This window comes from Kitasatospora sp. NPDC022856, from assembly GCF_055561235.1.
The window spans coordinates 1-24,946 of record NZ_JBVHHE010000012.1 but is presented as its reverse complement, the minus strand read 5'-3'; the positions used below and the strand labels follow the sequence as shown (position 1 = coordinate 24,946).

General features: G+C 73.0%; 23 protein-coding genes. 3 read left to right on the top strand and 20 right to left on the bottom strand.

All coding sequences use genetic code 11. From position 1 onward, the window contains the following. Positions 1–15: 15 nt before the first annotated feature. The 19 genes from ACZ34W_RS16870 to ACZ34W_RS16780 all read right to left on the bottom strand — a co-directional run bounded on the left by ACZ34W_RS16870 (position 16) and on the right by ACZ34W_RS16780 (position 19,068). Positions 16–672, bottom strand: a complete 657-nt coding sequence (locus tag ACZ34W_RS16870; protein ID WP_329486358.1) for an NADPH-dependent FMN reductase — start codon at positions 670–672, stop codon at positions 16–18. Continuing rightward, entirely contained in the window at positions 669–905 is a 237-nt protein-coding gene (locus tag ACZ34W_RS16865) for a ferredoxin (protein ID WP_329486357.1), read from the bottom strand. Before ACZ34W_RS16865 ends, ACZ34W_RS16870 begins: the two co-directional genes overlap by 4 nt. 150 nt (positions 906–1,055) lie before the next feature. After that, positions 1,056–1,679, bottom strand: a complete 624-nt coding sequence (locus ACZ34W_RS16860; RefSeq protein ID WP_465604760.1) for a hypothetical protein — start codon at positions 1,677–1,679, stop codon at positions 1,056–1,058. Positions 1,680–1,685: 6 nt separating this feature from the next. Next, a complete protein-coding gene (locus ACZ34W_RS16855; protein ID WP_359803945.1) occupies positions 1,686–2,618 on the bottom strand; it encodes a carbon-nitrogen hydrolase family protein in 933 nt (310 codons plus the stop codon). 4 nt (positions 2,619–2,622) lie between these two features. Then, positions 2,623–3,651 carry a carbon-nitrogen hydrolase family protein gene (locus tag ACZ34W_RS16850; protein ID WP_465604757.1) on the bottom strand — a complete coding sequence of 343 codons (1,029 nt, stop codon included), beginning with the start codon at positions 3,649–3,651 and terminating at the stop codon, positions 2,623–2,625. A gap of 112 nt (positions 3,652–3,763) precedes the next feature. Further along, entirely contained in the window at positions 3,764–4,528 is a 765-nt protein-coding gene (locus tag ACZ34W_RS16845; RefSeq protein WP_329486352.1) for a class I SAM-dependent methyltransferase, read from the bottom strand. After that, complete coding sequence (locus ACZ34W_RS16840; RefSeq protein ID WP_329486351.1) at positions 4,515–6,014, bottom strand: coproporphyrinogen-III oxidase family protein; 1,500 nt, start codon at positions 6,012–6,014, stop codon at positions 4,515–4,517. Before ACZ34W_RS16840 ends, ACZ34W_RS16845 begins: the two co-directional genes overlap by 14 nt. Before the next feature lie 15 nt (positions 6,015–6,029). Continuing rightward, on the bottom strand, positions 6,030–6,710 hold the full coding sequence (locus ACZ34W_RS16835; RefSeq protein ID WP_329486350.1) for a class I SAM-dependent methyltransferase: 681 nt from the start codon (positions 6,708–6,710) through the stop codon (positions 6,030–6,032). A gap of 5 nt (positions 6,711–6,715) precedes the next feature. Then, positions 6,716–7,855, bottom strand: a complete 1,140-nt coding sequence (locus ACZ34W_RS16830) for a BtrH N-terminal domain-containing protein (RefSeq protein ID WP_329486349.1) — start codon at positions 7,853–7,855, stop codon at positions 6,716–6,718. Then, positions 7,852–8,733, bottom strand: coding sequence for an NAD(P)-binding domain-containing protein (locus ACZ34W_RS16825; protein ID WP_465604752.1), 882 nt, complete (start codon positions 8,731–8,733; stop codon positions 7,852–7,854). The genes ACZ34W_RS16830 and ACZ34W_RS16825 overlap by 4 nt, the downstream gene beginning before the upstream one ends. Further along, positions 8,730–10,064, bottom strand: a complete 1,335-nt coding sequence (locus ACZ34W_RS16820) for a phenylacetate--CoA ligase family protein (protein WP_359833725.1) — start codon at positions 10,062–10,064, stop codon at positions 8,730–8,732. Before ACZ34W_RS16820 ends, ACZ34W_RS16825 begins: the two co-directional genes overlap by 4 nt. Next, the gene (locus ACZ34W_RS16815; RefSeq protein WP_329486346.1) at positions 10,061–11,113 is read right to left on the bottom strand and encodes a zinc-dependent alcohol dehydrogenase; all 1,053 of its coding nucleotides are present in this window, start codon (positions 11,111–11,113) and stop codon (positions 10,061–10,063) included. The genes ACZ34W_RS16820 and ACZ34W_RS16815 overlap by 4 nt, the downstream gene beginning before the upstream one ends. Then, positions 11,110–12,567, bottom strand: coding sequence for a B12-binding domain-containing radical SAM protein (locus ACZ34W_RS16810; protein ID WP_329486345.1), 1,458 nt, complete (start codon positions 12,565–12,567; stop codon positions 11,110–11,112). The genes ACZ34W_RS16815 and ACZ34W_RS16810 overlap by 4 nt, the downstream gene beginning before the upstream one ends. Beyond that, positions 12,564–13,811, bottom strand: coding sequence for a tyrosine decarboxylase MfnA (mfnA, locus tag ACZ34W_RS16805; protein WP_465604746.1), 1,248 nt, complete (start codon positions 13,809–13,811; stop codon positions 12,564–12,566). Before mfnA ends, ACZ34W_RS16810 begins: the two co-directional genes overlap by 4 nt. Next, a complete protein-coding gene (locus tag ACZ34W_RS16800) occupies positions 13,756–14,676 on the bottom strand; it encodes a deoxyribonuclease (protein WP_329486343.1) in 921 nt (306 codons plus the stop codon). The genes mfnA and ACZ34W_RS16800 overlap by 56 nt, the downstream gene beginning before the upstream one ends. A gap of 7 nt (positions 14,677–14,683) precedes the next feature. After that, on the bottom strand, positions 14,684–15,520 hold the full coding sequence (locus ACZ34W_RS16795) for a sugar phosphate isomerase/epimerase family protein (RefSeq protein ID WP_465604742.1): 837 nt from the start codon (positions 15,518–15,520) through the stop codon (positions 14,684–14,686). Between the two features lie 132 nt (positions 15,521–15,652). After that, the gene (locus ACZ34W_RS16790; RefSeq protein WP_329486341.1) at positions 15,653–16,291 is read right to left on the bottom strand and encodes a class I SAM-dependent methyltransferase; all 639 of its coding nucleotides are present in this window, start codon (positions 16,289–16,291) and stop codon (positions 15,653–15,655) included. Between the two features lie 93 nt (positions 16,292–16,384). Then, positions 16,385–17,494, bottom strand: a complete 1,110-nt coding sequence (locus ACZ34W_RS16785; protein WP_465604738.1) for a 2-deoxy-scyllo-inosose synthase — start codon at positions 17,492–17,494, stop codon at positions 16,385–16,387. A gap of 251 nt (positions 17,495–17,745) precedes the next feature. Then, positions 17,746–19,068 (bottom strand): TrpB-like pyridoxal phosphate-dependent enzyme, encoded by a 1,323-nt coding sequence (locus tag ACZ34W_RS16780; protein WP_329486339.1) that lies wholly within the window; start codon positions 19,066–19,068, stop codon positions 17,746–17,748. Between the two features lie 353 nt (positions 19,069–19,421). Here ACZ34W_RS16780 and ACZ34W_RS16775 point away from each other — a divergent pair, with 353 nt between their 5' ends. Together ACZ34W_RS16775 and ACZ34W_RS16770 are read left to right on the top strand one after the other, a co-directional pair. Further along, the gene (locus ACZ34W_RS16775; RefSeq protein WP_465604734.1) at positions 19,422–20,171 is read left to right on the top strand and encodes a GyrI-like domain-containing protein; all 750 of its coding nucleotides are present in this window, start codon (positions 19,422–19,424) and stop codon (positions 20,169–20,171) included. A 396-nt stretch (positions 20,172–20,567) separates the two neighbouring features. Next, positions 20,568–21,437 (top strand): AraC family transcriptional regulator, encoded by an 870-nt coding sequence (locus ACZ34W_RS16770; RefSeq protein WP_329486337.1) that lies wholly within the window; start codon positions 20,568–20,570, stop codon positions 21,435–21,437. A 70-nt stretch (positions 21,438–21,507) separates the two neighbouring features. Here ACZ34W_RS16770 and ACZ34W_RS16765 read toward each other — a convergent pair whose 3' ends face one another. Continuing rightward, a complete protein-coding gene (locus ACZ34W_RS16765; protein ID WP_465604730.1) occupies positions 21,508–23,583 on the bottom strand; it encodes a galactose-binding domain-containing protein in 2,076 nt (691 codons plus the stop codon). A 449-nt stretch (positions 23,584–24,032) separates the two neighbouring features. Between ACZ34W_RS16765 and ACZ34W_RS16760 the strand changes: the two genes are divergently transcribed. After that, on the top strand, positions 24,033–24,854 hold the full coding sequence (locus ACZ34W_RS16760) for an alpha/beta fold hydrolase (protein ID WP_465604727.1): 822 nt from the start codon (positions 24,033–24,035) through the stop codon (positions 24,852–24,854). Positions 24,855–24,946: the final 92 nt, after the last annotated feature.

Genomic DNA, 24,946 nt, shown 5'->3' with positions numbered 1-24,946 from the left:
GACGCTACCAACGGGTCAGCTCCCGCGTTTGACTGTCCTGGACACGTTCGGAACTTCTTCCGGGACGGCCGGTCCCGGCCGGACCGACCCGACCACGGCCGGACCGCCCGCCCCGGGCCGCAGCAGCGCCGCCGCCCGGGCCACGCTGCGGGCCAGCTCGTCCACCCGCGCACCGAGTTCGGGATCGGCCGGCTCGCCGCCCGGCAGCGCGCCGCGGGCCTGCGGGACGGCGACCTGCTCGGGCACCATCCAGGCCCGGTACCAGCGGGCCACCAGGCGCAGGTGGTTGAGCGCGTTGGAGTTGTTGCGCCCGCCGAGCGCGCAGATCGCCCCGAAGACCTTCCCCTCGACGTGCTCGAAGTCCAGCAGGTCCAGGGCGTTCTTCAGGGCCCCGCCGATGGTCCCGTGGTACTCCGGCCCGGCCAGGATGACGCCGTCGGCGGCGCGGAACTCCTCGCGCAGCAGCTTGACGTCCGGGCGGCTCGGCCACGGGTCCTGCTTGTCGCCGTTGCAGAACGGCAGGTCCAGCTCGCGCAGGTCCAGCAGGGAGGTCCGGCAGCCGTCGGCGTCCAGGACGGCGAGGGCGCGGCGCAGCAGCAGCTGGCTGGTCGAGCCGGGGCGCAGCGAGCCGCCGAGGCCGAGGATCCTCGGCCCCGGCGGACGGGGGCTCACTCGTCCTCGCAGATGGCGTCGGCCGGGCAGCAGTCCATCGCCTCGTACACCAGCTCCTCCTCGTCCTCGTCGGCCGGCTGGCGGGCGACGAAGGTGTAGCCGGCCTTGTCGTTGCGGACGAAGGAGTCCGGGGCGATGCAGCGGCAGGTGTCGCAGTCGGTGCACTCCGCGTTGACGTAGAACCGCCCGGGCACGTTCTCCGGCAGCCGGGCCGGTACCGGGAACCCGCTCATGCGCCCGCCTCGCTTCGCTCGGTGGCCGCTTCGCGGAACGCGCGGCACTGGATGATGACCTCGCTCCGCTCGCTCATGCGCCCGCCTCGCTTCGCTCGGTGGCCGCTTCGCGGAACGCGCGGCACTGGATGATGACCTCGCTCCGCTCGCTCATGCCAGACTCCGTCCGGCGTGCACCAGCTCCAGCACCCGGTCGGTGTCGGTGCGCAGCAGGTGTCCGTAGGTGTGGCCGAGTTCGTCCTCGGGGGCGTAGGCCAGCACCTCGACGCTGTCGAAGCCGGCCAGGTAGTCCAGCACCCGGCGGACGTGGTCCGGGGTGTCGACGCTGAGTCCGAGGTGGGACATCAGCGCCCGCTTGCGCTCCGGCGGCTCGTCGGCCCAGGCCCCGTAGGCTCGGCAGGTGAAGAACTCGACCTCGGTGCCGCGTTCGGTGGTCAGGTTGATCCAGTGCCCGGGGGTGCCGTGCACCCGCGGCGCGATGTGCGAGGGGCCGGCGGACACCCGGCCGAGTCCCGGGTGGGACCGGACGGTCTCCAGCCAGGCCTCGTACTCCTCCTCGGTGCGGTAGTCGCCCAGGTAGACGGCGACGTGGTGCAGGCCGGTCAGCCGCAGGGTGCGCGGGTCCAGCGGCTGGCCGAAGAAGGCGAGCAGTGCGTCGGCGGTGTTGGTGGCGGCCGCCCGGTCGGCCCAGTCGAGGACCTCCTTCAGGGCGGGCTCGCGGTCGGCACCGGTGGGCAGGTGGTCGGCGGCGGGGTACAGCAGGCTGGGTGCCATGGCGAATCAGCTCCGTCGGGCGGTGAGGTAGTCCGTGATGAGGGTCTCCAGGTCCTGGTGGCCGGCGTACGGCTTCAGCAGGTCCTGGTACAGCTCGGGCCGACGGCCGTGCAGGCAGAAGTAGAGGCTCTTGCGGAACGACAGGTCGACCTCCCGCAGTTCGCGCACCCGGTCCAGGTCGAGCTCGGCGATCAGCACGCCCTCCTCCTCGTCCAGCGAGCCGACCAGGTGCTCGGGCGAGGCGACGGTGCTGTGGCCGGCCACCGAGATGGTGACGGTCCGTCCGGCGCGCTCGCCGGTCACCTCGCCGACCGCGCTGGCCAGCAGGGTGTAGCAGACGTTGAAGGAGGAGTTGGCCTGGATGCACGGCCGGGTGATCTGGATGTTGCCGCGCAGCGCCGCCCCCGGCACCGCGATGATCTCGGCGCCGCGCATCGCCAGCGTCCGCGGCACCTCGGGGATCCAGAAGTCCGAGCAGACGCAGATCCCCAGGCGGCCGAACGGCGTGTCCACGATGACCAGTTCGTCGCTGGGCGAGACGGTGACCATCTCGGCGGCGAATCGGTGGGTCTTGCGGGCCTTGGCGGCGATCCGGCCCTGGTCGTCCAGCAGGACGGAGGTGTTGTAGTACCGGTCGCCCTCCCGCTCCACGACGGTGCCGCAGAGCAGGTAGCAGCCCTTGGCGCGGGCCACCTCGGCGAGCTGGTCGAAGAGCGGGCCCGGCACCGGCTGGTCGATCACGCCCTTGAGGTGGGCGCGGCCGGGGAAGTAGAAGGGCGGGCCGAGGAAGAACTCCGGCAGGATGATCAGTTCGACGTCCTGGACGGTGTCCAGCAGGGCGAGGGTCCGGGCCAGGTTGACTTCCGGGTCCGGGTCCCAGAAGGACTGGATCAGCGCGACCCGGGGCCGGCTGGTGGCGAGCGAGCGTTCGACGGTCATCTGGTCAGGCTCCATCCGAGGCGAACGAGGTGTCCGGGGCCGCCGAGGTGTCCGAGGCCACCGGGGTCTCGGGGGCTTCCGGGGTCGGGGCGTCCGGGGTGTCCGAAGCGGCATGCGGTGCGGTGTGCGGGGCGAGGGCCGCGGCGGCCCAGTCGGGCAGCGGCCCGTCCGGGTGGGTGGCGGCGGTCAGCGCCAGGCCGAGCGGCGAGCGGCGGAAGTCGGCGGCGAACGGCGCCGCCTCGCGCATCCGGCGCAGCTCGTGCAGGTCCAGGTCGGCGGTCAGCAGTACCTCCTCGCGGTCGGCCTCGGCGAGCACCGGCTGCTGCTTGCGGAAGTCCCGCGAGTAGGCGCCGATCGCCAGCGGGCTGCGCAGGATCGCGCTGCGGCCCATGTAGGTGAGCCCGGCGAGGGTGTTCTCGCCGGTCGCGCTGGCGAACAGCACGTAGGCGCAGTTCTCGGCGGCCCGGGCTAGCAGCATCTGCCGCACCGGCTCGGCGAACGGCCGCAGCAGGACGGAGGGGGCCACGATGATCTCCGCCGAGTCGGCGAACAGGCCGCGCAGCACCTCCGGGAACTGCACGTCGTAGCCGAGCGCGAAGCCGATCCGGCCGAGCGGGGTCGGGAAGACGCGGGCGCCGGTGCGGCCCGTGATGAAGTGCGCCTCCAGGTCGTACACCATGGTGCGCCGCGCGGTGCCGACGAGCTCCCCGGTGTCGTCCAGCAGGACGGCGGTGCTGTGCACGTCGTCCCCGGCGCGCTCCAGCACGCCGGCGGCGATCCAGACGCCGAGTTCGCGGGCCAGGCCGGCCAGCCACTCGGTGAGCGGCCCGGGCACCGGCTCGGCGATCTCGTGGCTCTTCGGCAGGTTGAGCGCGGTGGCGAACACCTCGGGCAGGACGACGAGCCGGCAGTCGTCGTCGGCCGCGGCGCGCACCAGCTTCTCGGCCCGCGCCAGGTTCTCCGCACGGCGGTTGGTGGCGACGGACAGCTGGACGACGCCGACCCGGTACCGGCGAAGATCGGCGGTGGGCATGGTCGTGCTCCTTCCGGGGACGGGCGGTGGCGCGGGCGGGGTGGTCCGGGGGGTCCGGGTGGGGTGCCCGCCGCAGCGGCGGGCACCCCACCCGGACCTGGGGCGGGGACCGTCAGTCGAAGATCCGCTCGTAGATGCCGGGCTCGCCGACCGTGTACCCGGTGTCCCTGGCCCGGGAGGAGACCACCAGGTTGATGCCCTCCTTGGTGACGCTCCAGTCGTTCAGGCCGACCTGGTCGAGCAGCTCGCGCATCTCCTCGGTGGAGTACGAGGCCCGCAGCGAGGTCATGAACGCGTTGGCGTCACCGCCGGCGTACTGCAGCACGAACGAGACCATGCCCTCGTCGGCGTCCCGGGCCAGGTCGTACAGCAGGACGGCGCCGCCGGGGCGGCAGACCCGGGCCAGCTCGGGCAGGATCCGGGCGGGCTTGTCCCACCGGTTGATCGCGCAGAAGCTGAACACCACGTCGAAGCTGTCGTCCGGGTACGGCAGCCGGCTGTACCGGGCCCAGTCGCAGGCGAAGTCGCCGCCGTAGGAGACCAGGTTGGCGAAGATGGTGTTCTCCCGGGCGACCTCCAGGAAGGCGTCGTTGCTGTCCAGCCCGGTGAAGGTGGAGTCGCGGTGCTGGGCGGCCAGGCGCAGCGACAGCAGGCCGCTGGCGCAGCCGATCTCCAGGACGTCCTTGTCCGGACCGCAGTCCGGCCCGATCAGCTTCATCATGTGCTGCATCGGGATGATCATCGAGGTGCGCACGCTGCGGTCGTAGGCGCGGCACTCCTCGGCGGTCTCGAACGGGTCGCCCTGCGGGGCCCGCTCGGCGAGGTCGAAGATCCGCCCCCGGCGGGAGCGGCGCGCGGTGGTCTCAGAACTGGACAAGGGGGAGCCCCTTCCGGCCGTCGGTGCGGTCGATCTGCCACTTGAGGATCTCGGTGCTCGCCGAGGTCGGCTGCGGGAGCCGGTAGTTGGCGTCCGAGTAGAAGCTCTTGGAGATGTTGTCGATGTAGTACCAGCCCTTCGGGTAGGTGACCTGGATCGCGTCGGCGTCGACCTCCAGCAGCCCCTTGGCCACCAGGTCGTCGACCTTGTCCTTGAAGTACTCGTACGGGTCGACGCCGTGCCGCTCGCGGTAGACCGAGCGCTTGACCCGCAGCAGCTTCAGCCCCAGGACGAGGCTGCGGCAGCGCTGCTCGTGCTCGTCGGTGTAGGCGCCCATCACCACCGGCAGCCGGCCCTCGTTGCACCGGCTGATGTACGACTCGATGTCCGGCTCGTTGAGGTACATGTGGTTGTTCAGGTACCCGTAGGCGCCCGAGCCGATGGCCACCATGTCCCCGCACCGGCCCCAGATCTGGGACAGGTGGTCGGTCAGGTAGAAGGTGTCCGTCTCCAGGCCGCGGTACGGCTTGCTGCCGTCCTTCACCACCGGGTACGTCTTGACCCCGGCCGCCTCCCACTCGGGCCGCATCGGCTCGATGAAGTCGTTGTAGGTGAGCGCCAGGTAGCCCGCGTCCATCAGCGTGGTGTGCAGGTACTGGTACATCTCGTCGGCCTCGCGGGTGCTCGGGCAGGGCGGCGTGGCGCCGCTCTGCAGCGCGAAGAACACCTCCGAGCCGGGCATGACCGCGTAGTTGTAGACCGAGAAGGACGTCACCGGGAGGTCCATCAGGGTGCGGATGTCCTGCGCCCACAGCTCGGGGGTCTGGCCGGGGATGCCGATCATGTAGTCGATGCAGAGGTTCTCCAGGCCGCTGCGGTCGATCAGCTCGATGGTGCGGGTGGCGGACTCGCCGGTGTGCGCCCGTGCCCGGCCGAGGTAGCGCAGCAGCGGGTCGTGGAAGGTCTGGACGCCCAGGCTCATCCGGTTGACGCCGTGCTTGAGCAGCACGTCCAGCTTCTGCTGGTCGACGTCGACGGGGGTGGACTCGATGGTGACCGAGCAGTCCGGGCTGAAGTTGAGCCGCTGCTTCATGTAGCCCAGCAGGTCGTCGAGCTCCTCGGCGCGCAGCGTGGTGGGCGTGCCGCCGCCGAAGTAGCCGGAGGTGAAGACGGTGTCCCGCACGTGCGGCAGCTGCGAGTAGAGGTCGATCTCCCGCTTGAGCGCCTGGATGTAGCGCTGGGTGAGGGTGTTGCGGGTGGAGAACTTGTTGTACGGGCAGCTGGTGCAGACCTGGTTGCAGAACGGGATGTGCACGTAGAACGACGTGGTCTTCGGGAACTTCTCCCGGGTGGCGTAGATCTGGTCCGCCGACAGCGGCTTGACGTCGCACGGGTACCAGCGGACGAACTCGATGTCCCGCTCCGGGTAGTCGCGCCAGAAGCTGGGGGTGTCGAGGAAGTTCCGGGTGATCGCTTCTTGGGTCATGTGCCTCTCCGGTCGTCAGGTGGCGCGGTGGTGCTCGACGGTGAGTGCCATCGGGCCGTCCGGGCCGACCGCCCAGTCGGCCATCCCCGCGGCGTCGAGCAGTTGACGCAGTTCGGCGCCGGTCCAGGCGCCGCGCAGGGAGTCCAGGTAGGTGCGCAAGCGGTACTGGCCGTCGGGCGAGTCGTCGGCGGCCATCTCGCGCAGGGTGTATTCGAGGATGAACGGATCCGGGTCCCGGCGCAGGTCGTTGACCAGCAGCCGGCCGCCGGGGGCCAGGGCCCGCGCCGCCCCGCGGAGCAGGGCGGTGGGGTCGGTGCACTCCCCGAGCGCGTGCACGCTGTAGACCAGCGGGTGGCGCCCGGCGAGGGGGGCCGGCAGCGGGCCGCCGGCCGGCCAGTGGTCGACCGGCACCGCCGCGCCGAGCCGCTCGCGCAGCGGGGCGACGGCGCCCGGGTCGGTGCAGAGCACCCGCAGGTCGACCGGGCGGCGGGCCAGCAGCAGGGCGGCGAACCCGCCGTAGCCGGGGCCGACCTCCAGCACCGGGCCGTCCGTGCAGGCGCTCTCCAGCAGGTCGAGGAACTCCTCCTTGTACTGGTTGCGGGCGGCCACGTACCGGTCGTACGCCAGCCGGTCGGCCTCGTCGGAGAGCCGGTGGCGGGTCGGCGTCCGGACGGCCGGCAGCAGGCCGGTGGACACCCCGCTCACACCTCCCTCAGCAGGGCGAACAGCTCCCGCTCGGTCTCGGCGACGGAGGCCAGGGCCGCCCGCAGCTCCCCGGCGAGGCGCTCGCGCACCGGGGCGAGCCCGGCGGCCGCGGCGGCCCGCAGGTCGGGCAGCCGCTCGCCGAGCAGGGCGGCCCGGGCGAGGGCGGCGGCGCCGCCGTCCAGCAGCTCGGCCTCCCGTGCCCGGTAGGCGGCGCCGAGTTCGGTGAACGCGGGCGTCCAGTCGGGCAGCAGCAGGGCGATCACCCGCTCCCAGCGCCCGGCGCTGTCGGCGCAGAGCAGGGCGGCGTCGGCCAGCCGGTGGTCCCCGGTGAGCTCGGCGGCTTCGGTCAGGAAGGTCCGGAACAGGTTGCGGAAGGCGTTCCCCCCGGTGCCGGCCAGTTCGAAGTCGACGTAGGCGCCCGCGAGTTCGTCCACCACGGCGGCGGCGGGGGTGTCGCTGAGCAGCAGGTGCCGCAGACCGGCGCCGTAGGAGTCGAGGCCGCGCAACCCGAAGCTGGGCACGGGCGGGTGCAGCATCGCGCGGCAGGACCAGCGGATGCCCTGGCGGATGTCGTCCTCGGTGGGGTACCGGGCGGCCTTCCAGTCGGCGCGCAGCAGGGCGTGCCGGGGCGGGAAGGGCTGGTGGCCGGAGGCCCGGGCGGTGGCGAGTTCGGCCGTGGTCAGGGTCTGCGCGCGGGCCGGGCGGTCCGAGACGGTGACGGTGTCGTCGTCCCGGTCGTGGCCGACGACGACGATCGCGTGGCCGCCGAAGTGCCGGGTGGCCTGGAAGTACGGCAGGTGGAAGAGGTCCGCGTAGACCACCGCCGGGCGGCCGAGGTCGAGTTCGGCCAGCAGGTCGCCCCAGGCGCGCTCGGGGTCGTCGGTGACGGCGACCTCCAGGTCGAGGCCGACGCCGGCCGCCATCCGCCGGGTGAACTCGGGGAACGGGCCGTTGCGGCCGCCGGTGAAGCCGCGTCCGCCGGGCGGGGCGGGCATGTGCATGAAGTTGATGCCGCCGGCCACGCCGAACAGCATCGCCTCGCTGATCGGCAGGTCGTGCGCGGCCAGTTGCTTGCGCATCGACGCGGTCTCGCAGTGCGCGCCGCCGTGCGGGACGTCCGGCGGGGTGGTGGTCATGCGGGTCCTCCCGGGGTGACGGGGCGCTCGGCCCAGGCGGCCCAGCCGAGCGCGTCCGGCGGGACGAGGTCGGTGGGCGGCAGGACGGTCGGTGGCCGGACGGCGGCCCGCGGCCCGGCCGGTGCCCGGTCGGCGGCGGGCGGCGCGGCGCCGGCGGCCTCGGCGGCGATCTCCTCCAGCACCGAGCGGGTGTAGGGGTTGGCGTCCGAGGGCGGGTAGTCCAGCGCCGTCCCGACGAAGACGTTGCGAATCGCCGCCCGCACGATGTCGGTGGGCAGGCCGCGGCCGGTCAGTTCGGCGGCCAGTTCGGCGCAGGCGCGCAGGGCGGCCTTGGTGGCGGCGCGGTTGGCCGGGCCGACGCACGCCTCCGGTCCGAGCACCACCTCGCCGAGGTCGGCGGCGAGGGTCCGCAGCAGGCCGATCCGGCGCGGTGCGGAGGTGACCAGGACGGTCTTGAGGCCGAGGGCCACGGCGGTGAACTGGCAGACCGGCTTGAGGCCGACCACCTCCACGCCGAGGTCCGGCAGGTCCTCGGTGGGCACGCTGGTCGCCATGTTGACGAACAGCGCCCGGCGGCCGACCTGTTCGGTCAGCGCGGCGAGCCGGCGCAGCGCGGCCGCGGTCTCCTGCGGCGGGACGCAGAGCAGCACGGTGTCGGCGGCGGAGAGGATCTCGCGCTGGTCCATGTCGGGCAGCGACAGCTCGGCGGCGACCCGCCGGGCGACCGCGGGGTCGCTGTCGTTGAGCAGCACCGGGAAGCGCTCGGCCAGCCGGTCGGCCAGCACCGAGCCGAGCCGGCCGAGGCCGACCACGGCGATCGTGCCGGGGTCGTTGTGCCGGGGTTCGGCGGGGTTGCCCGGGCGCAGGCCGAGGGTCATGAGACCGCCTCCAGGTCCTCGATGGTGAGGCTGCCGGGCTTGAGCATCCGGTCCATCGCCCGCCGCACCTGGGCGCGGTCGATCGGGGCGACCGAGGCGGGCACCGCGAACTCCGCGGTGACCCGCTCGGCGACGGCCGCGCAGAGCGCCGCCGGGTCCTCGACCTCGGCCTCGACCCGGATCTCCAGGTGGTCCCCGGAGACGCCGGCCGCCCAGTAGAGGCCGGCGCCCTCGGTGGCGAGCACGGTCTGCTCCAGCGCCAGCTTGTTGATCCGCTGCCCGCCGACGGTCAGCTGCTCGCTGACCCGGCCGTGGTGCGAGAGCACCCGGCGCGGGCTGCCGCAGGCGCAGGGCTCGGCGGAGACGGTGACGAAGTCGCCGCTGCGGTAGCGCAGCAGTGGCATGGCCCGGCCGGCCAGGGCGGTGATGACCAGCTCGCCGGCGGTGCCGTCGGGGACGGGTTCGGTGGTCTCCGGGTCGATCACCTCGAACAGGTGCCGGTCCTCGGTGAGGTGCAGGCTGCCCCGCTCGCAGACCAGGCCGAGCGAGTTGGTCTCGGTGGAGCCGTAGGCGTTGGAGAGCCGGACGCCCCAGAGCGCGGCGATCTTCTCCAGCTTGGCGGGGGAGCAGGTCTCGCCGACGTAGAGGAAGGTCTTCAGCCCGATCTCGGCCGGGTCGCGCCCGGTGTCCTTCAGCATGTCGTAGAGGCGCAGCGCCCGGCTGGGCGTGCAGACCAGGGCGGTCGGGCGGACGGTCCACATCATCTCGACCATCCGCTCGAACGGGCAGACCAGGCTGAGCGTGCCGACCGGCACCACGGCCGCGCCGTTCTGCTCCAGCGCCCGGTCCAGGTCGTAGGAGGCGAAGGCGAGTTCGTAGGGGATGGCGATGAAGACGAGGTCGCCGGGGCCGAGCACGTGGCCGACGGACTGCTCGACCGCGACGTTGCCGCGGATCCAGTCCTCGTAGGTGATCATCGAGGAGGTGGGGCTGCCGGTGGTGCCGGTGGACTCGCCGTAGCGGATCAGCTCCTCCCGGCCGACGGCCAGCAGGCCGAACGGGTAGGCGCCGCGCAGCTCGGCCTTGGTGGTGAAGGGCAGGGTCCGCAGCTCCTCGGCACTGGTGGGCCGCAGAGAGCCGTGCCGCCCGGCCCAGCGCTCCCGGTAGAACGGCGAGTTGGCGAAGGCGTGGTCCAACTGGCGGCGCAGCAGAGCGAACTGGTGGTCGGGCACCTGGTCGGGGCTGAGCTTCTCGAACGCGGCCAGGTCGGCCAGCGCGGCCTCCCGGATCTCCGGATAGCGCAGGTGCGGGGGGCGGTCGGCGGTGGTCACCGGGCATCCTCTCCAAACATCAGCTGGGTCTTGATCCGGGTACGGGGGTCGAGCGTGAAGGCCTCCGCCGCCCGTTCGGCCGGCAGGCGGTGGGTGACCAGCAGCCCGGCCTCCTCGCGGTGGCCGGCCAGGAACTCCTGGGCGCGGTGGAAGCCGCCGGTGCCGCCGATCGAGCCGACCAGGGTCAGTGCGTTGGCCACCAGCAGGTCGGTACGGAGCGCGGCGCTGCGGCGCAGCCCGAAGCAGAGCACCCGGCCGCGGGGGACGGCGCAGGCCAGCGCGGTGGCGAGGCCGTCGGCGCCGCTGGAGCAGTCCACGGTCAGGTCGTACCGGGCGGCGGCGGTCAGGGCGGCGTACCCGCCGGCGGACCGCGCGGCGGCGTCGGGCTCGGGCGCGGCGGTGCGGACCCGGGCGCTCGGCAGCAGCGCGGTGACGGCTGCGGCCTTCACCGGGTCCGCCTCCAGCAGCTCCACCCCGCCCGCCCCGTACGCCCCGGTGAGCAGCAGGTAGCTCGCCAGGCCGAGGGCGCCGGCGCCGATCACCAGGATCCGCTCGTCGGGGCGCGGGTCGATCCGCCGCAGGCCCTGGGCGGCGACGGCGAAGAACTCGGAGAGCGCCAGCAGGCCGGGGCCCAGGCCGTGCGTGTCGGGGTAGAGGTAGCGGCGGTCCACGGTCCGCAGCCGGGTCGAGAAGCCGTCGACGGTGAGGCCGAACTTCTCGATCCGGGTGCAGACGTTGCGGTCGGTGCCGCAGCGCGGGCAGTCCCCGCACCAGCGCGAGCAGTCGCCGGTGACCCACTGGCCCAGCAGCGCGCGGCCGTTGCTCCCGGTGTCGACCACCAGGCCGGACCACTCGTGGCCGAAGCGCAGCGGGTAGCTGCTCGGGCCGCCGTAGGCGCCGTCGTACAGCGCCTGGTCGCTGCCGCACAGGGTGACCCGGTCGACCTCGACCAGGACCTCGTCCGGGCCGAGCGGCGCGGTCGGCGGCTTCGCCTCGTCGACGGTGAGCCGGCCGGGGCCGGTCAGCCGCAGGTCCGCCCCGGCGCTCACCGGGCACCGTCCCCGGCCGCCGGGAGCGGCGGCAGGTGGTCGTTCAGCTCGGCCTCGATCCGCTCGCTCTCCGCGCGGGCCATGGTGATGCGCTCGCGCAGGCTGATCGAGTTGAGCCCCCACCACAGGTACCAGTTGTCGTTGGCGAGCACCCGCGCCTGGATCTCGTCGAGGACGGCGGCGTCCTCGATGACCGCGCGGGAGCAGTAGTACTTGGGCACGATGAATCGCTCCGTTCCGGTGATCATGCCTTCGGCGACGGCGGTGGTGTGCAGGGCGGTGCCCCGGCAGACCCGCAGGCCGAGCGTCCAGAAGGCGTGCACGTCGGGCGTGGCGGGCGGCACGAGCTGCTCCATCACGTCGAAGGTCTCGCGGACCGAGTCCCGGTCGTCGCCGGGGCTGCCGATGAACAGGCAGTGCTCGACCCGGATGCCGGCCTCGACGAACTTGCGGTGCGACTCGATGATCTGGCGCTGGCGGAAGTTCTTCTTCAGCCCGCGCAGGATCCGGTCACACGCCGAGTCGGTGCCGAACTCGACGTAGTAGCAGCCGGTGCGGACCATCAGGTCGACCAGTTCGGAGGTCACGTTGCCCGGGTTGACCATGCAGGACCACGGCATCTCGATGCCCCGGCGGACGAACTCCCGCAGCACCTCCAGCGAGTAGTTGAGCGGCAGGTTGAAGACCCCGTCGACGATCTCCAGGACCTCCAGGCCCTCGTCGCGCAGCCGTTCCACCTCGTCGGCCACCCGGGAGACCTCGTCGAACTTCACGCCGGTGCCGTCCACCAGGAAGTTGCTGCAGAAGACGCACTCCAGCACGCAGCCCTTCTTGGTCTGGATGGTCGCCGGCACCTTGAGGCTGCGGTCGTGGGTCTCGTACGAGTAGCTGAAGTAGCGCTGGTCGTACAGGGCCGGGTCGGGGCGGGCCGCCTTGCGGTAGTCGATCCGGAAGACGGCGTCGCGCCGGTGGTAGCCGCCGCCCTCGCGCGGGCTGATCACCCCGGGCACGTCCAGCGGTTCCTCGCCCCGGGCCAGGTGGTCCAGCAGCGGCTGGACGGACTCCTCGGCGAAACCGGTGATCCCGTAGTCGGCCCGGACGAAGTCCATCAGGTCCTCGGGGACGGTGGAGAACCCCGGACCGCCCAGCAGCACGGTGACGCCGGGCAGTTCGTCGCGCGACCAGTCGGCCACCTCGCGGGCGAGCGGGGTGTAGACGACCGGCTCCAGCATGCTCTGCGAGTCGACGTTGCGGATCGAGATCCCCACCACGTCGGGCTTGAAGGCGCGGACCGCGGCCCGGACGACGGGCTCGTCCTCCTCCTCCCACATCAGGTCCAGCGTCTCGACCTGGTACCCGGCCGCCCGCGCCTGGGTGGCGATGGTGACCATGCCGATCGGCAGGACCGGCCGGAAGGACTTCAGCTTGTTGATCGACACGAAGAGGATCTTCACGGCCGGCCTCCGTCGACCTCGGCCAGCGCGGCGACCAGGCCGCGCAGTTGCCGCTCGCTCTGGTGCCAGTGCACGACCAGCCGCAGCAGGCCCAGCCGGTGGGCCACCGAGGCGATCAGGCCGCGCTCCTCCAGCGCGTCGACCAGCTTCTCCGGGCTCGGGTGGCGAACCGTCACCACGGTGAGCTCGGGCCGCGGGGCGACCTCGAAACCGGCCTCGGTGAGCAGCCGCACCAGCAGCGCCCGGCGCTCCCAGAGCCCGGCGACCGAGGCCCGGTAGCCGCTGCGGCCCTGGGCGCGCAGCGCCGCCCAGGTGGCCAGCAGGGCGCCGCCGGGCCGGGTGCCGAGCAGGGCGTGGTGGTCGAGGGTGCCCCGGTAGTGCGAGGAGGTGCGCAGCGCGTCCGGCGCCCCGGGGTCGCGGAAGAGCACGTGGCCCGCGGGGATCGGCGCGCCGCCGTACTTGTGCGGGTCCAGGGTGACGGAGCTGACGCCGTCGACGCCGAAGCCGATCGCCGGCAGGTCGTCGCCCATCTCGCGGGCGAACGGCACCAGGAACCCGCCGGTGGCGGCGTCTACGTGCACCGGTACGCCGAGCGCCGAGGCGTGCGCGGCGATCGCCGGCACGTCGTCCACGGCGCCGGACTCGGAGCTGCCGGCGGTGGCCACCACCAGCGCGGTCTCCGGGGTCACCAGCGGCAGCAGCCGCCCGGTGTCGACCCGCAGCCGCTCGTCGGAGGGGACGCGGACCACCTCGACCGCCAGCAGCGCGGCGATCTTGTCGAAGGAGAAGTGCGCGCTGTCGCCCATCAGGACCCGGGCCGGCGCACCGGCCCCGAAGCGGGCCCGGTGGTGCCGGAGCGCGGCGAGCACCGCCAGCAGGTTGGCCTCGGTGCCGCCCGAGGTGGCCACCCCGGCGGCCCCGGGACCGTCCATCAGGTCGGCCAGCATGGCCGTCACCTCGGCCTCGGCGCGGGGCAGCGAGGGGAAGATCCGGTTGTCGCCCATGTTGGACTGCTGGTGGGCGGCGAACACCTGCTCGGCCACCGGCAGCGGCGTCGAGCAGATCGAGTTGAAGACGGTGCCGTCCCGGTAGTCGTGGTCGTCCGCGCAGAGCCCGGCCAGCTCGGCGAGCACCCGCTCGACGGGGACGCCCCGGTCGGGCAGCCCGTGCGGGCGGGCGCCGGCCGGCTCACCCGGCGGCGGGGACCCGGTGGGGGACGGCGAAGAACTGGGCAGCGTTGCCATGAGCGAGAGCCCTCACGATCTGCTCGGGGACACCATGGAGTCGGAGCCGGTGCACCGTCCTGGCCAGACCCAGCGGGTCGGCCGAGCCGAAGTGCAGGCCGGTGTTGAGCATCAGCCGCTCCGGGCCGAACCGGTCCAGCAGGCCGAGCACCTCGCGGTGCGACTGCTTCTCGCGGACCTGGAACAGCGCGTCCTGGCGCGGGGCGACGGCGATCCCGTACCCGCCGAGCCCGCGCAGCGCCGGGTGCTCGGCCAGCAGGTCGATCCGCTGCTCGTCCAGGTCGAGCAGGGCGATCGTGGCCGGGTCGATGCCGGCCCGTTCCACCGCGCCCGCCAGCGGCGCCAGCATCTCCCGGAAGGCCGGCAGCGCGGGCGGCGACTCGACCAGTACCGGCAGGGCGCGCGCCGACGCCAGCTTCAGCTGCCGCTCCAGCACCTCGACCTCGTCCGGGCCGCCGCCGCGCAGCGACACCTCGCCCAGCGCCCGGACCCTCGGGTGGTCCAGGTACCGCTCCAGCACCTCGATCCCGGCCAGCGCGCCGCGCAGCCCCGCCATGTCGGCCGCGTGCACCGCGAGCGCCACGTGCAGGTCGATCCCGTACGCGGCGGCCCGGGCGGTCTCGGCTCCGGCGAGCCGCTCGAAGCGGGCGGCGAAGGCGCTGCCGGAGTCCCGGGCCTCCAGCGAGGCGGAGCACGGGGCGAGCGCGGTGAGCACCCCGCTGACGGCCATCAGCTCGTAGTCGTCCGCGTTGCGCAGGTCGGTGTGGATGTGGTGGTCGAACAGCGGCGTCAGTCCGGTCCCGTGCAGGGCCCGGGGGGCCAGCGGCGGCGGGGGCGGCGGCGGGCCGGGGCGGTCGGCGGGCACGACGGGCTCAGCCCTGCGCGGCGGCGGCGATCGCGGCGGTCAGCACCTCGCGGCTGCGGCGCAGCGCGTGCTCGTAGCGGTCGGCGTGGTTGTACAGCTCCACGCTGACGTAGCCGTCGTAGCCGCCGCGCCCCAGCACCGAGAAGAAGCCGGCGAAGTCGATGTCGCCGTCCCCGGGGATCTCGTGGTGGTGCACCCGGCCCTTGATGTCCTCGACCTGGATGATCTTCGTATAGGGCAGGTTCCGCTCCACCGAGGCGAGGTAGTCCTCCTCCACCACCCGGCAGTGGCCGAGGTCCTGGGCGAGCGCGAAGCGGTCCGAGGCCAGCGAGTCGGCCAGCCGGGCGACCCCGTCGTTGCTCTCCAGGAAGAACTCCGGCTCGGGCTCCATCGCCAGCACCGCGGTGCCCGGGCCGTCCAGCACCTGCCGGACGCCCTCGTCCAGCCACTGCCGGGCCTGCTCCTCGGCCACCTCGGGCTTGCGCTTGCCGGTGGCGAAGTTGACGTAGGGGATGCCGAGTTCGTCGGCGATCCGGACCGACCGCAGGACGAGGTCGACGCGGCGGGCCCGGCCCTCGGCGGTGGGATGGATCAGCGAGGGCTCGAAGCGCTCCTCACCGAGCAGGTTGTCGGCGCCCGCGGCCAGGCAGCAGGCCGTCAGGCCGGTGCGCTCCAGGGCCTTGCGGATCGGCGCGGCCTCGGCGGGGCCGAAGGCGAACGGGTCCAGGTGGGCCGGGTGGAGCGAGAGTTCGATCCCCTCGTAGCCGGCGTCGGCGACCGCCTCGATCGCCCGCTCCACCGAGATCGTCCGCAGGCCGTTGGCGTTGTAGGCAAGCTTGACCACGACAGTTCTCCTTCTGGCTGGTGACGGTGGTGACGACGGTGACCGGCGGGTCCTGGCCGGCCGGTCGCCGGGTGCTGGTGCGCGGCCGCGTCGGTGCGTGCCGCGCCGGGGCTCCGGTGCCCGGGGGCCCGGTCACTTCTCAGCGGTGGCGTGCACGTGGAAGTCGTGCCAGGTGCGCAGCTCGATCCGCTGGAAGCCGGCGGCGCGCAGCATCTCCTCCAACTCGTTGAGGGTGAAGCGCAGGTGCACCTCCTCGGGACCGGCGCCGTCGGGCTGGCGGGCGTACCAGGCCTCGATCTCCCGGTTGCGCTCCTTGTCGGCGGTCTTGCGGTAGTCCGCCAGCGCCACCCGCCCGCCGGGGCGCAGCACCCGGTACATCTCGGCGATCGCGGCGGGCGCGTCGTCGGCCAGCTCGTGCAGGACGTAGGTGGAGATCACCAGGTCGGCGGCGGCGTCGGCGACGGGCAGCGGGACCACCGGGCTCACGGTGCGGGTCACCCGGTCGGCCACGCCCTCGCGGGCGGCCCGGCCGGCGAGCACCTCCAGCAGCTCCGGGCTGCCGTCGACGCAGTGCACCGAGCCCTCCGGCCCGACCAGCCGGGCGGCGGGCACGGCCGCGTAGCCGGTGCCCGCGCCGACGTCGACCACCTGCTGGCCGGGCGCGGCGCCGACGGAGCGCAGCAGGTCCTGCACCTCGCCGAGCGCCCAGCGCAGCGGGCCGTCGAGCCGGTAGACCGTCTCGGCGATCTCCGGCGAATGCGCGTCGTTCATGGATGACTCCTTCGGGAGGCCGAACGGGCCGTCCGGCCCTGCTGGGCCGGCGGTCGGGGGGTGCGCGCGGTGCCCGGGCGCGTACGGGGGCGGTCAGGCCTCGGCGAGGACGCTCTTCAGCAGCGGCTCGGGCACCGGCGTCTCGTGGTCGCCGTCGACGATGTGCACCCGGCCGACCTCGGGCACCAGCACGAACCGCACCGCGCTGCCCGCCCGGCGCTTGTTGTCGCTGAGGATGACCTCGACGATCCGCTCCGGGGTGAACTCCCGGGGCACCGTGGTCGGACTGCCGATCAGGGTGCCCAGCAGGTGCTCCTGGCGCGCCAGCACCTCCGGGGCGGTGATCCCGAGCCGGATGCCCAGCCGGGCCGCGGCGCACATCCCGATGCCGACCGCCTCGCCGTGCAGCAGCGCGCCCCCGGAGAGGAACTCCACGGCGTGCCCCACGGTGTGGCCGTACTCCAGGATGATGCCGGCGCCGCGCTCGCCCGGGTCCTGCGCCAGGATGCCCAGCTTGCTGCGGACCACCTCGTGGCAGACCCCGAGCAGGTCGTCCCGGATGCCCGCCACACCGCCGGTCAGCAGGCCCTCCATCCGGTCGACCCACGCGGCGTCGTTGACCAGGCCGTTCTTCAGCGCCTCCACCAGCGCGCTGCGGTGCTGGCGCTCCGGCTCGCTGCGCAGCATCGCCACGTCGGCCCAGATGAACAGCGGTGCGTGGTAGACGCCGAACTGGTTCTTGCCGAGGGCGCCGTTGATCGCCTGCTTGTTGCTGAGGGTTCCGTCGGTGAGGTTCAGCATGGTGGTCGGGATCTCGACGAAGCGCAGGCCCCGGTAGACCATGGCGGCGGCCAGTCCGGCCAGGTTGCTGATCATGCCGCCGCCGAGCGCGCCGACGATCGAGTCCTTGGTGGCCCCGGCGGCCACCAGCCGTTCGCAGAGGGCGGTGAGCTCGGGCCAGCCCTTGACGCCCTCGCCCTCGGCCACGGTGATCAGGTTGACGGCGACGCCGGTCCGGCCGAGCCGGTTGGCGAGGTCCCGGCCGAACAGCTCGTACAGCGGCTGGCTGGTGACCAGGTAGAACTCGTCGAAGGCGTGCCGGCCGAGGTACTCGGGCAGCCGGTCGCCGATGGACTCGCCGAGATAGTACGGGCAGCTTGGGCTGGTCCCGCTGGACAGCTCGATGATGGTTCCGTCGGACACGTCGGTCCTTTCGTGCAGGGTGTCGGAACGGGTGGTGTCGGAACGGGTGGTCCTGGGGCACGTGCGCCTCGCCCGGGCGGTGCCGGTGCGGGTGGTGCCGTGACCTCGGTCGTGCGCGGGGGGTGGTGCTCCCGGTGGTGCGCGCGGCCCCGGGTACGCGGTGGCACGCTCCCGGCGTGCGCGGGCGGTGGTGCGGGGCCCGGCGGAGGGCCCGGTGACGGGTGCCTGTGGTGGGCGCGGGGCGCCGGTGGTCAGCGGTGCGCGAGGTAGCCGTCGAGGTCGAGCAGCCCGTTGCCGCTGACGCAGGCGACGATCACCTCGGCCCGCCCGGTCTCGCGGGCCAGGACGGCCCGGTCCACGGCCGCGCGCAGGGCGTGGCAGGACTCCGGCGCGATCAGCATCCCCTCGGTGGAGAGCACCAGCCGCCCGGTCTCGAAGACGTCCGTCTCCTCGTACGCGACCGCGTCCAGCAGCCCCTCGCCGCGCAGCACGCCGATCAGCGGCGAGCCGCTGTGCTGGCGCAGACCGCCGACGTGGGTCTCCGGCAGCTCGTAGTCCCGGCCGAGGGTGTACGACTTGCCGAGCGGGGTGACGCCCTCCGGGTCGGCGTGGTCGTAGCGCAGCGTGCCCCGGGTCAGCCGGGGGGCGCTCGCGGACTCCGCGCCGAGCAGCAGCAGGTCGTCGCCGCGTTCCGCCTTCTCGGCGAGGTAGGGGCCCATGAAGCCGCCCAGGTTGCTGCCGCCGCCGACGCAGGCCACCAGCGCGTCCGGCCGCTCGCCGAGGGCGGCCAGCTGGGCCTTGGTCTCCTGGCCGATGACGGTCTGGTGGATCAGTACGTGGGCCAGGTTGCTGCCGGAGATGTAGCGGGTCTCCGGGTGCAGCGCGGCGTGGCTGATCGCCTCGCCGATCGCGGTGCCGAGCGAGCCCAGCAGGTGCCGGCCGTCGCGCAGCAGCGCCTTGCCGACCGGTGTCCGCTCGCTGGGGGAGGCGTGCACCTCGGCGCCGAGCATCTCGATCAGCGCCCGGCGGCCGGGCTTCTGGCGGGCCGAGACGCCGGCCCAGTAGATGACGGCCCTGAGGCCGAAGCGGCGCGCGGCCCAGGCCACCGCGTGGCCCCACTGGCCGGCGCCGGTCTCGGTGACCAGCGTGTCGACGCCCTGCTCGGCCGCGTAGTGGGCCTGGGCGATGGCCGAGTTGAGCTTGAAGCTGCCGGTGGGCAGCACGTCCTCGCGCTTGAGGTAGATCCGGGCCGGGGTCTCCAGGTAGCGCTCCAGGGCCCGGGCCCGCAGCAGCGGGGTGGGGCGTCCGATCGACGCCAGCTCCTCGCGCACCCGCTCCGGGATGGCCAGGAAGGGTTCGGTGGCACCGTCCTGGGCGCGGACGGCGTCGAGCCGGATCCGCTGCTGCAGGGCGAGCCGGGAGCCCCAGGCGTCGTGCTCGGCGCCCTCGGGCTCGCGGGGCGGCGGGACGGGGCCGGGCAGGCTGGGGACGAGGTTGAACCAGTGCGACGGGACCTCATGGGGGTCCGCTGCGGCCGGCACCGGCACGGGGGTCCACTGGGCGGCTGGAGTCACGATGCATCCCTCTCGTCATCCGGATGGGGGAACCGCGCACGTCAGTTCTCGCAGCGAAACGACCGGGTGAGAAGCGGTAGGAGCGTTGTTGACCGGCTCAGTCAAGCTTTGGATCGGTTGCCGGGGGAGTACTTGACCGCAACGGTGGAAAAGCGGTCCCGGACCGGCCCGCTCCTGGGTGAACCCCGGGTCAGGAGCCCGGACCGACGGCGGGGCGGCGGCCCGGACCGTGCGACCGGACGCGCGGTGACCGTCGTCGCGCCGTCTCGTTCGCCCCTGCGGGGGCCACCGGTCGCCCTGTTCCACCGGCGCCCCGGGCGCCCCGATCCGCAGTCGTACGGGAGTTGTGCACCATGGGTACCACCGGCAAGGCTGAGAAGAAGACCGAGCAGAGGGCCGAGAAGGCAGAGCAGGCAGGGCAGCCCGGCAAGGCCGGGGAGAAGACCGGGCAGACCGGGAAGAAGGCCGAGAAGACCGACCACCGCAAGCTGGGCGGCGAGCTGTACCGCGCGAAGGCCGTCCCGCAACCGCTCGACGTCCCCGAGTTCGCCTTCCTGGCCCTCGACGGGACCGGCGACCCGCAGCAGAGCCCCGAGTTCGGGCCCGCCATCGCCGCGCTGTACGCGGTCTCCTACGCCCTGAAGTTCGCCGTCCGGGCCGACACCGGGACGGACTACGCGGTGATGCCGCTGGAAGGGCTCTGGCACAGCGACGACCCGCACTTCGACGCCGTCTCCGCCGACTCCTACGGCCCCGGCGCCCGGGCCGGCTGGCGGTGGACCCTGCTGATCCGCCAGCCCGTCCCCTACACCGACGCACAACTCGCCGCCGCGCTCGCCAAGGCGGAGGCCAAGGCGGAAGGGAAGGCCGGGGCCGAGGCGGTCGGCCGGCTGCGCCGGGAGTCCTTCACCGAGGGCCGCTGCGTCCAGGTGCTGCACCAGGGCCCCTACGAGACCGAGCCGCGGACGGTGAAGCTGCTGCACGACTACCTGCACACCGAGGGGCTGCGCGAGGCCGGCCGGCACCACGAGATCTACCTCTCGGACCCGACCAGGACGGCCCCCGAGCGACGCCGTACCATCCTGCGCCAGCCGGTGTCCTGAGGCGTCGGCACACCCGGGTACGGACCCCTGACCTCCTGTGGCCGCCGTGGCGCACCTCCGTGCACCGGCTGCGGCCCGCTGGACAGCCATGGACGCCCCCCCTAGCATCGTGAGAATCCCCGTCAGGGCCAGGTGCCCGTCGGGGCCCGTCTTCGCCCGTCCCCGGGAGCCGCTGTCAGGGCGGCGTCCGTCCACCGGACATGCCACGGGGCGAGGTGGATCTGGACGTCTGACCCTGGCGCGCACGGGGGGTGACCGCGCAGGTAGGCATTGAGGTGCGATCGATTGTCATGCCATCGGTCGGTCAGGCGTCGGCTCCAACAGGCCCGGGCTCGGCTCCGGTCGCCCGTCGGACCCCGCCCGAGGGACCCGAGAAGCGGAGGGCTTCAGTCTGCTATGAAGATCGACACGCTGAGCAGCCACGACGAGCGTCTGCGCCGGGCCATCCCCCACATCGTGGCCCAGGTCAGGGACGGTGAGGCCGCCGTCTCGCTGGAGGAGCTGGCGATGGCCACCAACACCTCGCCCGACTACCTGCGCCGGGTCTTCCGGCACCAGGTCGGCGAGCCGATCCACCGCTACGTCCGCAGGCTCCGGCTCTCCCTGGCGGCCTACCGGCTGGTCTACGGGGACCGCACCATCATCGACATCGCGGTCAGCGCCGGCTACAACTCGCACGCGGCCTTCACCCGCGCGTTCCGGTCCGCGTACGGGATATGTCCCACCGACCTGCGCACCAACCCGCAGAACACCGCCTGGCCGACCGCCGGTGCGGCCGGTTCGGACATCCGGCCGGCCGCGATCCCGCAGCGCCGGGTCGCGTTCTACTCCCACCTCGGACCGATCGACAGCGCCGACACCGCCTGGGAGCGGCTGCGCGGCTGGCTCACCACCCACGGCCACTGCCCGGCCCGCTCCAAGGCGTTGGGCGTCTCCTACGACGACCCGGACTTCTTCATCGGCGCCCGGACCCGGCACGACATCTGCGTCCCGGTCTCGGACCGCTTCGACCCGCAGACCCGGGACGGGATGGGTGTCCAAGTCGTTCCCGCTTCAACGGGATTGGCGATGCGTCACGTCGGACCGCCCGAGCTGATCCCGTTCACCTACATGCACCTGGCGGTCAGCGCCGCCACCAAGGGGATGCAGCGCACCGAGCGCCCGCCGCTGCCGTACTACCTGGAGTTCTCCTCGTTCCCCTCGGCGCACCCCGAGCGCCAGGTCGCCGTGGACGTCTACCTGATGCCGCACACCCGCCGGAACTGAGCGCCGCGCACGTCCCGCGGCCCCGGGCGGTCGCCCGGGGCCGCGAAGCCGTGCCCGCGCCGTCCGTCCGTCAGGTGCTGTAGACCCCGACCTCGTGGAGCGAGTAGCCCCAGCTGGTGCCGCGCTGGACCCCGTGGACGCGGACGTACCGGGCCGGGACGCCGGTGAACCGCGCGGTCTCCAGCCCGCCCGCCCCCGTGGTGGTGGACCACACCGACTTCCAGGTGGCCCCGTCGGTGGACACCTCGATGCGGTACGCCTTCCCGTAGGCGCGTTCCCAGTCCAGCGTGACGCGTCCGACCAGGGTGGTGGACCCGAGGTCGAGCCGCAGCCACTGGTCGTCGTTCCAGTCGCTGGCCCAGCGGGTGCCGCCGTCGCCGTCCACGGCCCGGCCGGCCGCGTAGCTGACGAACGGGTTCCATTCGGTGGACGCGGCCGTGGCCGGGGCGCCGGCGGCCAGGTTGGTGCCGGCCCGGTGCTGTTCGGTGCTGCCCCAGGTGGTCAGGTAGGACTCGGCGCCCCGGAACAGGTCGTCCACCACGCCCTGTCCGCCGACCAGCCGGATCTCCTCCAGCCAGTCCGGGACGAGGCCGTAGTGCGCGGCGCCGTCCGTGTTGTAGTCCCAGGTCCGCTCGCCGGTGGTCTGCCGGTCGACGAGCGAGCCGCCGTCGGTGGTGCGGAACGGGTACTGGACCGGGTGCGGGGCGTTCGCGCCGGGCGGCGCGGGCCAGCCGCCGAGGCCGTTCATGTCGGTGCCGTAGCCGTAGCCCACCCCGTACTTGTCGCGCAGCGCGTCGGTGCGCTTCGCCTCCGCGCTGAACGCCTCGGCGCCGTTCATGTACTGGGCGACGAAGCCGCCGAGCTTGTAGACGCGCTCGGTCCAGTCGAGGTCCATCCAGCTGTGCGAGGAGATCACGCCCGGGTAGGACGCGGACTCCAGGATGTCGAAGGCGCGGTCGGCCGCCTTGACGCTCATGTGGTCGACTTCCAGCATCATCTTGCGCTGCATCATCCCGCGCACGGCGTACTCACCGAGGTCGGTGAGGCCGCGGGAGTTGCACTGGGCGCCCGCCGCGTACGCCGGCACGGTCACCCCCGGCGGCAGCAGCTTCTCGGCCTCCGGTGCCGCGGCGAGGCCGATGGGGTTGTCGTGCTGCGGCCCGGCGCACTGCTCGGTGGTCCAGAAGGTGCCGGTGGACAGGAACTGGCCGGCGTTGATCGCCGTGCCGAGGGCGCCCTCGTCGAAGCGGACCCCGCACAGCGCGTTGTCGAACTTGTGGCACAGGAACATGCTGCGCACGCCCAGGCCGTACAGCTCGTCCAGGCCGCGGTCGATGTCGGCCTTGCCGCACTGGGCGACGTCCAGGATCTGCTTGCAGCCGAACGGCTCGGAGGTCTCCACGCCGAGCACGACGGCGAGCTTGCCCTGCGCGACGACCTGGCGGGCCTGCGCGCTGTCGGTGACGATCCGGAACCAGCCCTTGCCCGTCCCGCCGTACATCCGGTCGATGTAGGCCTGCAGGTCGTACGTCTTCTGCGCCTGGAGGCGGATGGAGTCCATCTCGTCGCAGCCGCGGTCCTTGAAGAAGTAGACCGAGCAGATCACCCCGTTGGTGACCAGGTCGTCGACCAGCACCCGCTGGCCGCCGCGCCAGGCCCGCTCGACCCAGGCGTAGTAGTTCTGCTCGTGGGTCAGCGAGTCGTGGGCCGGCCAGTCCTTGAAGGTGGGCCAGCCGACCGGGTCGTGCTTGCCGTCGCCACCCTTGGTGATCATGTCGAAGACCGCCAGCGAGCCGTCGGGGTAGTGCTCGGGACAGTCCTTGAGCGCGTCCGCGATCCCGGCCTCGGAGAACGTCTTCCCGCACAGGAGACGGCCGCCGAAGGCCTCGTTGGACATCAGGTGGTCGTGCGCGTCGACGAAGCCGCGGACCTTGCCCTGGGCGTCGGTCCCGCGGAACGGCTCACCGGTGACGCCGATCTGCGAGTCCGGCGCGGGCCGGGCGACCGGGTTCCACCAGCCCGTCCCGCCCGAGGCCCCCGGCGCGGGGGCCGCGAACAGCAGGGAGAAGAGGGTGAGGAGCGAGGCCAGGGCCGTGACGATTCTGCGCCTGCGGTGCGGATGAGGGCGGGGCTGTGGGGGTTTCATCGGTCACCATTCGTGTCGTCGAGGCAGGGACGACGGGGACGAACGACCCGCCGGCGCGGGGTGTTTGATTGTTTCGCGCCGGGCGACTGTCATGTCCCGCGTACTCGGTGCGATGAGAATCGCCACTGTTGGATTCTTAGTCAATAGCCCTGGACGGATGGTCCGTTGACGTGAAAGGCCGTGTTCGATGCGGTAGTTGACTGTCCGGTATGCGGAGACCGGCCGGGCGGTCCCGGGCCGGCCCGGAGCCGCCCCGGGTGGTCGGGGAGACGGGCGGTGCGCGCGTGGGCAAGGGCTGTGCAGGGAGGGAGCACCGCTCGGCCCGACGGCGCCCTAGCGTTCCCGGTGTTCCGCACGGAGGCCCGGCCGACCCCGTGGCCGCCCCCGGCCCGGGCTCTCCGGTCCGGGCTCTCCGGTCCGGCCGTGACACCCCTTCAGAAAGGCGCCTCATGCCCACCATCACGCTCTCCGACGGCTCGCAGAAGTTCTACAAGGACTGGGGCACCGGTCGCCCCGTCGTCCTCTCGCACGGCTGGCCGCTGAACGCCGACGCCTGGGACGGCCTCGCCGTCGCCGTCGCCGAGGCCGGCTACCGGGTCGTCGCCCACGACCGGCGCGGGCACGGCCGGTCCGAGCAGACCTGGGACGGCAACCACATGGACCGGTACGCGGACGACCTGGCCGAGCTGATGGAGCGGCTCGACCTCACCGAGGCCGTCCTGGTCGGCCACTCCACCGGCGGCGGCGAGGTCGCCCGCTACCTCGGCCGGCACGGCAGCGACCGCGTGCGCAAGGCCGTCCTGCTCGGCGCCGTGCCCCCGCTGATGCTGCGCACCGAGGACAACTCCGAGGGCACCCCGATCGAGGTCTTCGACGGCATCCGGGCCGGCGTCGCGACCGACCGCTCGCAGTTCTACTACGACCTCAGCGAGGCCTTCTTCGGCTTCAACCGGCCGGGCGCCGAGGTCTCCGAGGGCAAGCGCCGCGAGTTCTGGCTGCAGGGCATGCAGGCCGGCCTCAAGGGCGCCCTCGACTGCGTCGAGGCGTTCTCGGAGACCGACTTCACCGAGGACCTCAAGAAGATCGACATCCCGGTCCTGGTCGCCCACGGCGACGACGACCAGATCGTGCCGATCGCCGCCTCCGCCGAGAAGAGCGTCGAGCTGCTCTCCCAGGGCGTCCTCAAGGTCTACCCGGGCGCCCCGCACGGCCTGGTCGGCGCCTACGAGGCCGCGTTCACCAAGGACCTGCTGGAATTCCTCGGCGCCTAATGGGAGCTATGGAACCGGGGAATGCTCAGTTCCATAGCCGCCAGCAGGTGAGCACTATCGGCGCCGGAACCGTTCGAGTTCTGGGTTCAGAC